Source organism: Actinomyces sp. (assembly GCF_030530635.1).
GTDB lineage: Bacteria > Actinomycetota > Actinomycetes > Actinomycetales > Actinomycetaceae > Actinomyces.
In genome coordinates, this window is record NZ_JAUMUL010000094.1 from 1 (window position 1) to 7,681 (window position 7,681).

8 protein-coding genes are annotated in these 7,681 nt (G+C 68.2%); 5 read left to right on the forward strand and 3 right to left on the reverse strand.

All coding sequences use genetic code 11. From position 1 onward, the window contains the following. Window positions 1–764: 764 nt before the first annotated feature. A complete protein-coding gene (locus Q4A20_RS14265; RefSeq protein ID WP_303123984.1) occupies window positions 765–962 on the forward strand; it encodes a hypothetical protein in 198 nt (65 codons plus the stop codon). Then, window positions 962–2,167 (forward strand): YeiH family protein, encoded by a 1,206-nt coding sequence (locus tag Q4A20_RS14270; protein ID WP_303123985.1) that lies wholly within the window; start codon window positions 962–964, stop codon window positions 2,165–2,167. Before Q4A20_RS14265 ends, Q4A20_RS14270 begins: the two co-directional genes overlap by 1 nt. A 27-nt stretch (window positions 2,168–2,194) precedes the next feature. Here Q4A20_RS14270 and Q4A20_RS14275 read toward each other — a convergent pair whose 3' ends face one another. Then, window positions 2,195–2,875, reverse strand: coding sequence for a response regulator transcription factor (locus Q4A20_RS14275; RefSeq protein ID WP_303123997.1), 681 nt, complete (start codon window positions 2,873–2,875; stop codon window positions 2,195–2,197). Between the two features lie 5 nt (window positions 2,876–2,880). After that, complete coding sequence (locus Q4A20_RS14280) at window positions 2,881–4,125, reverse strand: sensor histidine kinase (protein ID WP_303123987.1); 1,245 nt, start codon at window positions 4,123–4,125, stop codon at window positions 2,881–2,883. A 291-nt stretch (window positions 4,126–4,416) separates the two neighbouring features. Between Q4A20_RS14280 and Q4A20_RS14285 the strand changes: the two genes are divergently transcribed. From Q4A20_RS14285 to Q4A20_RS14295, 3 genes are read left to right on the forward strand one after another with little or no spacing between them, the layout of a single operon-like run. Next, entirely contained in the window at window positions 4,417–5,439 is a 1,023-nt protein-coding gene (locus Q4A20_RS14285; protein ID WP_303123989.1) for an ABC transporter ATP-binding protein, read from the forward strand. Further along, window positions 5,439–6,275 (forward strand): ABC transporter permease, encoded by an 837-nt coding sequence (locus Q4A20_RS14290; RefSeq protein WP_303123991.1) that lies wholly within the window; start codon window positions 5,439–5,441, stop codon window positions 6,273–6,275. Before Q4A20_RS14285 ends, Q4A20_RS14290 begins: the two co-directional genes overlap by 1 nt. Window positions 6,276–6,280: 5 nt before the next feature. Continuing rightward, complete coding sequence (locus Q4A20_RS14295) at window positions 6,281–7,111, forward strand: ABC transporter permease (protein WP_303123993.1); 831 nt, start codon at window positions 6,281–6,283, stop codon at window positions 7,109–7,111. 66 nt (window positions 7,112–7,177) lie between these two features. Here the strand turns inward: Q4A20_RS14295 and Q4A20_RS14300 are convergent, their stop codons facing one another. After that, complete coding sequence (locus Q4A20_RS14300; RefSeq protein ID WP_303123995.1) at window positions 7,178–7,333, reverse strand: hypothetical protein; 156 nt, start codon at window positions 7,331–7,333, stop codon at window positions 7,178–7,180. Between the last annotated feature and the right edge of the window lie 348 nt (window positions 7,334–7,681).

Below are 7,681 nucleotides of genomic sequence, written 5' to 3' on the forward strand. Positions count from 1 at the left end.
ACGTGCCGAGTTCGGTAGGACTTACGTGCCGAGTTCGGTAGATGTCACGTGGCTCTTCGCGCTTGTGGGCGTGGTGGGCTGATGGTGTTGCCCGTTGCTGCTACCTGACGAACCGTCACTGGAACACACGAACCGTCCACCCCCGACGCCGCCTCGAGAACGTCCCCACCGGCACGAAAACGTCCTCATTGGCCCGAGAACGTCCTCTGAGCGACCAAAACGACCTCGTCAGCCCGAAACCCTCCCGAATGTGGAGGGTTTGGGGATGAAGAGGACGATCTCGGCAAAGCGGCACCCGCCGAACCCGACCTCGCCGACACGAAAACGGCCTCCCACACCCGAACACGACTACCTGGTAGGCCGGCTCTTGTCGAGCATGGCCCCGAACCCGACCACAACACACCATCCGAGCCCGCACCCGCACCCACAAACACAAACAGCCAGTTGCGTGCCGAGAATCACCGCATTTCGCCATGCGGACGGGCCTGGATTGTCGGCTCCGCCGTGTCCTATGGTCCGAGCCATGTTCAGTACTCTCCCGCTCCATTCGGTCGTCGGCGCAGCCGGCGGCCTTTTCGGCGCGGCCGAGATGTGTATGTGTCGCGGTATCCGCATCACCGCTGCCGACTGACACGCCCTTCCCTTGACACGAGCTGCGTCGGCAGGTACCTGCCGACGACTCCTCCTGTGTCTGTCCCTCTAACGGGCCCCACTTGTCGGGGCAGGTCCTGACGTGTACGCAGCAGTACCCGAAAGGTATGCCCATGCCCCCTGACAGCTACACGATCCGTAACACCAAGGCCGCGGACGGCCACGTCGACGTTCCACCCACCACCGTCATCCCGCCCGACGGCGACGGAAAGTTCTCCCTGAGCGAGGACTGGGTCGCCACCATCACCGGACTCGCCATGCTCGGCCTGGCCCTGCTCGGCATCATCCCGAACATCTCGGAGTGGTTGTGATGACTGCTCCTGCCCACGTCAACACCACCACTCCCACTGCTGCCGGTTCCGACGTCGCACCCGCCCCGGACGCCCACCCGGAGGCCACCTCCCCGGGCTGGACCCTGCTCGGCCTCATCGTCGTCGTCGGCCTGGCCGCCGCCGTTGACTACCTGGACAGTCACGTCCCACTCTGGAGCGAGGGGACCTGGTTCGGCGGAATCGCCGGGTCGATCGAGTTCCCCGTCTACGCCATTGCACTGGGGTTCGCCGCCAACGTTGCCCTGTCCGCGATCGGCGTCATCGACCGTCTCTCGGCGGCGTTCCGAACCGAGTTCTTCATCAAGACGGGGCTCGTACTCCTGGGGTCGGCCGTCAACATCAATGTAATCGTCTCGGCGGCGGCGCCAGCGATCATCCAGGCCCTGGTCATGATCTCCACGGTCTTTCTGTTCACCTGGTGGATCGCCGGTCTGCTGCGGGTCGAACCGCACCTCAAAGCCCTGTTGGCCACAGCCCTGTCGATCTGCGGGGTATCGGCTGCCGTGGCGGCGGCAGGCGCCGTCAACGCCAAGCGCGAACAGCTCGCCTACACGGCCGGGCTCGTCGTGGTCTTCGCCCTGCCGAGCATCTTCCTGCTGCCGTGGCTCGCGAGCCTCCTCGGGCTGTCCGCGCCGGTGGCGGGGGCCTGGATCGGCGGAAACATCGACACCACGGCGGCGGTCACCGCCGCGGGGGCCGTCGCCGGCGAGGACGTGCTCGAGTTCGCCGCGATTGTGAAGATGACGCAGAACGCTCTCATCGGCTTCGTTGCCGTGGGCCTGTCCCTCTGGTTCACCCTGCGCGTGGACCGCCGTGGCGCCGACGGAACTGCTGCCTCTGCTACCCGCCCCGGTTGGCGCGAGGTCTGGCAGCGCTTCCCGAAATTCGTTCTCGGTTTCGTCGCCGCGTCGGTGCTGGTCTCCACCTTCGCCGCCGCCGCACCCGGCCTGGTCGCGGACGACACCAGCTGGTTGAGCACCGGAGTGGCCTCCGCCAAGGCGCTCCAGACCCTGTTCTTCACCCTGGCTTTCGTGTCGATCGGCCTGGAGTTCCGCGTCGGTGCCCTGCAGGAGGCCGGATGGAAGCCCGTGCTGGTGTTCCTCGCGGGCACGCTCTGCAATCTGGTGGTCGGCCTGCTCTACGCCCAGGTACTGTTCGGCTGGGTCTTCGGAGGACTGTTCTGAGTACGTTGGCCGCCCGCCTCAGTGTTCTCACGGCGCGGTCTCAGCCAGCAGCTCATCAAGCTCGACGACGCCGGTGCGCAACGCCAGCAGCACCAACTGCACCCGGTCGCGCGCCCCGGTCTTGGCCAACAGGTGGGAGATGTGCGTCTTCACCGTCGCCATGGACAGCCACAGCCGCTCGCAGATCTCCTGGTTGGTCAGCCCCCGGGCCACCAGCGCGAGTACCTCCGTCTCCCGCTCGGTGAGCCCACCGGGCAGCGGCGGCTGGGGCCGGGTTTGCTCCGCCTGGCCGGCGCGTACAGCGGTCAACAATCGCCGCGTAGGTCCGGGCGAGATGACAGAGTCGCCGGCATGGACGGTGCGCACCGCCTCGATCAGCCGCTCCGGGGCCGTGTTCTTCAACAGGAACCCAGCCGCGCCGGCCTCAATGGCACCCATGACATAGCCGTCGGTGTCGAAGGTGGTGAGTATGACGATGCGGCCCGGGGCTCCCGCCTCAATCAGGCGGCGGGTCGTGGCCAGGCCGTTGAGGCCGGGCATCTGCACATCCAGCAGGATCACGTCCACGGGATCGCTCTGCGCGCGCCGCAGCGCCTGGCCACCGTCGCCGACCTGCCAGGCGACCTTGATGCCCGGCTGTGCGCCCAGCAGCATGCCCAGCCCCGCGGTGAACAGCGGCTCGTCGTCCACCAGCGCGACCCTGATGATGCCGTTCATGCGGCCTGTCCCGGCTGCGCCTGGGGGAGGTGTGGCAGCGCCGGCAGGGTGACGTACACGCGCCAGCCGCCCTCTGACCGCTCCCCGGCCCACATACGGCCGCCGAGCGCTACCACTCGTTCACGCATGGCCTGCAGCCCCGCTCCCCGCCGGGTGTCGTCGTCCAGTGCGCCTGCGGCACCGCCTCCGGCCGACATGGGCTCCACATTCTCGACGACGATATCGACTCCTCCGTCCTCGACTCGCATCCGGACCTTGGTCGGCGCGGATGCGGCATGGCGCATCACGTTGGTCAGCGCCTCCTGTACGCAGCGGTACGCCGCCTCCCCCACCGGGGCCGGCGGCTCGGCGTCGCAGCGCAGGTCGAGGGTGAGCGGCATGCCCGCCCGCCGCGCACCCGTAACGAGCCGTGGCACGTCGTCGAGGCCCGGACTCGAGCCGGCCGGTGCCGCGCTCCCGTCCGACTGCGCCGAGGGACGAGCCAAGGGGGATTCTCTGACGTCGGCGCGCAGCATGTCGACCAGTGCGTGCACTTCGGAGACTGAGCGCCGGCTCGTCCGCCCAATCACCACCAGCGCCTCGGCGGCGGCCGCGGGATCAGTAGCCAGGACGGCCCGGGCGCCCTCGGCCTGCATGCCGATGACGGACAGCGAGTGCCCCAGCAGGTCGTGCACGTGCCGGGCGATGCGCTGCCTCTCGGCTGCCACCGCCAGACGCCGTTCGGCCTCCTGCTGAGCGGCCAGTACCTCTGCCCGCTCCAGGGCCTGCTCGATCCGCTCGCGAGCGCGTCGGCGCAGCAGGCCGGTCAGGACGGCGACGGTGATGAACGCCCAGCTCACCGCGAGGACGATCAGTTCGGCACCCGGGGTGGGCGGGTCGATCAGCTTGTCCGCGCGCAGGGCGCCGACCGCGCCACCGAGGTACCCCAGGGCCACCAGCAGCCAAGCGTGGGGGCGCGGGACACGACTCGTGCAGGTCTCCACCGCCACCAGGCAGGCGACGATAGCGAGGATGGAGAGACCGTCGAAGATCAGTACGTGAGCGGCAAGCGCCACTCCGACGGCGACGACGGCGGTAGTTGGGGCTAGGCGGCGCAGCGCGATGGCCACGCAGCACACGGCGAGGATGATGACGTACGCACCGGAGTCAATGAGTGTGGTGCGCAGAGCGCCGGTCGGCTGCTCCGTGATCATGGGCGGATTCCATACGCACACATAAGCCAGGGAAACGGACAACAGCATGTCCGCCACACCTGGACGCCCCCGTGGCGGCCACCAACGCGCACCGCTGTCCGGCCCGTCCGACGCCCGCCGGCCATGCCCCGCTGCCTCGCCGTCACGCATCCTCATCCCCGCCTCTCCCCACCTGTGTAAGGGGCCCGCCCTCCACGGGAGCGCTATCCGGTATGCGACGGTAGCGGCACGGTGGGAGCCGGGTCTTCATACCCGAGTATGAGTCCGGCGACCGAGCGCGCCCGAACTTCCGCCCCGGGCCTGATGCCGACGACCGCGGGCGCGGGAATGCTGCAAGGCATGAACACAGTCACCCTCACCCGCCCAGGACCCACCGGGGGCGACGCCGCAACGCGGTTCCCGGACGCCGTCGTCACCACCGGTGCCCTGACCAAGACCTTCGGCAGGGGCGCCGCCGCCCGCACCGCTGTCGATCACCTCGACCTGGTCATTCCCCGCGGCGTCGTCTACGGCTTCCTGGGCCCCAATGGCTCCGGCAAGTCCACGACCATGAAGCTGTTGCTCGGCCTGCTGACACCGACGACTGGAAGCGTGAACCTGTTCGGCGTCCCGCTGGATCGGCGCAGTCGCGGCGGGCTCATGGCGCGCACCGGCTCCATGATCGAGCAGCCGCCCGGCTACGGACACCTGACGGGTGCCGAGAACATGCGCCTGGTGCAGCGCATGCTCGGGCTGAGCGACGCCCAGGTGAACCGGGCTCTTGACCTGGTGCGTCTGACCGGCCATCGGGACCGCCTGGTGAAGACCTACTCGATGGGCATGAAGCAGCGGCTGGGGATTGCCATGGCGCTGGCCCGCCAGCCGGAGCTCCTCATCCTGGACGAGCCGACCAACGGCCTTGATCCGGCCGGCATTGAGGAGGTTCGCAATCTGCTGGTGTCGCTGGCGGGTGAGGGCGTGACGGTGATGGTCTCCAGTCACCTGCTCGATGAGATCGACCGCATGGCGAGTGTGCTCGGCATCCTGTCAGCCGGCAGGCTTGTCTTTCAGGGCACGCGTGCCGAACTCATGCGCCGATCGGTGCCGGACCTGCTCCTGGTCACGCCCCGGCCACAGGCGCTCACCCCGACAATGCTGGCCGGCCTGGACGGTGCCGCAGGCAACCGCACTGCCCCGGAGTCGCTCGCGACGATGGTCGTGACAGATGCCGGTGTACGAATTCCCGGCCTGTCTCCCGGGGACGCCGCCGAGCTGGTGCGGCGGCTAGTGGCCGCGGACGTCCCCGTGTATGAGCTGCGACGTGAGCCCCAAAGCCTGGAGGACGTCTTCATGGACCTGACCGGCGGAGCGGGGGCGCTGTGATGAGTGCACAGCCGACAGTCGCCATGTCCTCCCGCAGGCGCCACGGCTGCGGCGGTTACGCACCGCCGCAGCGCCCGGGCGGGTCCTTCCGCGTCGCCGTGCGACTGGAACTGGCCAAGCTGCGGCGCCTACGCACCACGCCGATCGTGACCGTGCTGGGCGTGACGGCGGTGGCGTTCGCCGCGCCACTGTCCGCGTCCTCCCGGGCGGGCCTGAACGATCCGGCCGCCCACCCGTGGGAGGGGATCCTGCTGCAGTATGCGCTGATCAACGCCCTGTTCTCGCCGATTCTGGTGGCCGTACTGGCCAGCCGCCTGACCGACCTTAAGCACGCATCCGGCGGCTGGTACCTGTCCGCGACGGCCGGCCTGACGCCCGGGCGGCTGTGTCGGGCCAAGTTCGCCACCCTGGCACTCGTGCTGGTGTCGACACTCGCGATGCAGACGGTGGCGCTGATAGTCGCAGCCTGCACCGCCGGCGCCACCGTGCCGCTGCCAATCGGGACATGGGCCGGATACACCGCCCTGTTGATCGGCGTCGACCTGGCCATGTGCGCGCTGCATATTCTGCTCGCGGCCGTGCTCGACAACCAGCTTGCGTGTGTGGGCCTCGGGCTGGTAGGGGCCTTCATCGGCGTGTACATGTTCCTCGCCCCGGCCTGGCTCGCGCGGCTGCTGCCGTGGGGGTACTGGGCGATGATCTGCCCCATCTCACAGGTCGGCACCGGCGACCTCATGGTCGCCCGCCCACCCCTGGGCTGGATAGCCGGATTTCTGGGGCTGGCCGCCACCTGTTTCTACACAATCACTTCCCGCCTCGACCACATCGAAAGGTGAGCCCCGTGCCCGCAACCAGTGTTTCACGCGGTACTCCCGCCCCCATTTCGGTTATCCCGACGCCGACCGCTAAAAAAGGCGCCTGGCCGGCCCTGCTGGCCGTGGAGGCCCTCAAGCTGCGCCGGTCCCTGGTGTGGTTGATCGTGGTGGTGTTACCTGTGCTCACCGTCATCTCCGGATCGGTCAACTTCGCAATGAACCAGGCGGTGCTGGCGGCGACCTGGGAAACCTTCACCAGCCAAGTCACCTTGTTCTACGGGCTGTTCTTCTTCTCGATCGCGGTCGCCCTGCTGCTGGCGGCGGCGTGGCGCCCCGAGCATCGGGGCTCGTCTTGGAACCACATGGCCACGACGCCGCACTCTCCGGCCGCGGTCGCCCTGGCGAAGACGAGCGTGATCCTGATGCCGGTAGCCGCCATGCAGTTGCTGCTGATTGCACTCACCTGGCTGTCCGGCATTGTGTTCCTGCACCTGGATGGGGGCCTGCCCATCGGCTTCGCGGTCTCGGCACTGCTGGCGGTGGTGGCTGCGGTGCCGCTGGCTGGCTTGCAGTCCCTGTTGTCGATGCGGATGCGGTCCTTCGCCGCGCCCGTGGCTTTGGGGCTGGCCGGTGCGGTGATCGGCATTGGGGTCGCCTACAAGGCGCAGACACTGGCGGGTTTGTGGCCGTACTCGCTGGTAACGCGGGCGCTGACGCTCGGCTCGAACGCCCTCACCGACGCCGGCGGCCTGGACTGGGCCGGCATCGGTCCGGTCCTGGCCTGGGCGGTGGTGGGCGGCGCGGTCTTCTGGGCGCTGCTGGCGCACATGGCCCGACGGGCAACGCCTCGGGTCTGACCGGATGGGTTGGCCGGTTATTCAAGGGAGCGGGGCAGACCAACCAGTGGTGCCATCGTCAGCGGGTCAGTCACGCCCCACCTGCGCGAAGCGGATCGGGCCTGTCCCCGCCAGCACCCATGCCGTTGGCAGGATCGACGACAGCGCAGCCAAGCACAGGACCAGGGTGATAACACTGCCGCCATCCGTGAGGAAGAGAATGAGGGCTCCGACGCATGCCATGAGAATTACCGGCTCTTCGGGTTTGGGGGTGTGGTGTTATGGTGGGCTGAGGTAGAGCGGTCGCCGATGTCCTGATGCCTGACACGGGGGTGGGGTGTGTGCTTGGCCGGTTGGGCGTTAACAACGCAACTTAACGTTGTGCTGTATGCCTCGGGGCCTTTGACAGCCGATTAACCGGCGTTGTCAACCCCGAAGCGGCGCAGCAGATCGGGAAGTGGCGTCGCAGAGGGCCTTGGTTCCGGGCACCGGGGCTGCCGGCAGCCAAGTCCGGCACGGTGAGCCAGCGCGATTCACCGAGCCTGTCAAGTTTTCTGTGTAAGCGGGTTGTTGCTTACAGGTAGGGGCGGA

Bases quoted from the DNA above. Each gene is read 5' to 3' on its own strand.
- Q4A20_RS14300 (WP_303123995.1), bottom strand. From the start codon at position 7,333: ATGGCATGCGTCGGAGCCCTCATTCTCTTCCTCACGGATGGCGGCAGT.
- Q4A20_RS14290 (WP_303123991.1), top strand. From the start codon at position 5,439: ATGAGTGCACAGCCGACAGTCGCCATGTCCTCCCGCAGGCGCCACGGC.
- Q4A20_RS14285 (WP_303123989.1), top strand. From the start codon at position 4,417: ATGAACACAGTCACCCTCACCCGCCCAGGACCCACCGGGGGCGACGCC.
- Q4A20_RS14280 (WP_303123987.1), bottom strand. From the start codon at position 4,125: ATGCTGTTGTCCGTTTCCCTGGCTTATGTGTGCGTATGGAATCCGCCC.
- Q4A20_RS14265 (WP_303123984.1), top strand. From the start codon at position 765: ATGCCCCCTGACAGCTACACGATCCGTAACACCAAGGCCGCGGACGGC.
- Q4A20_RS14270 (WP_303123985.1), top strand. From the start codon at position 962: ATGACTGCTCCTGCCCACGTCAACACCACCACTCCCACTGCTGCCGGT.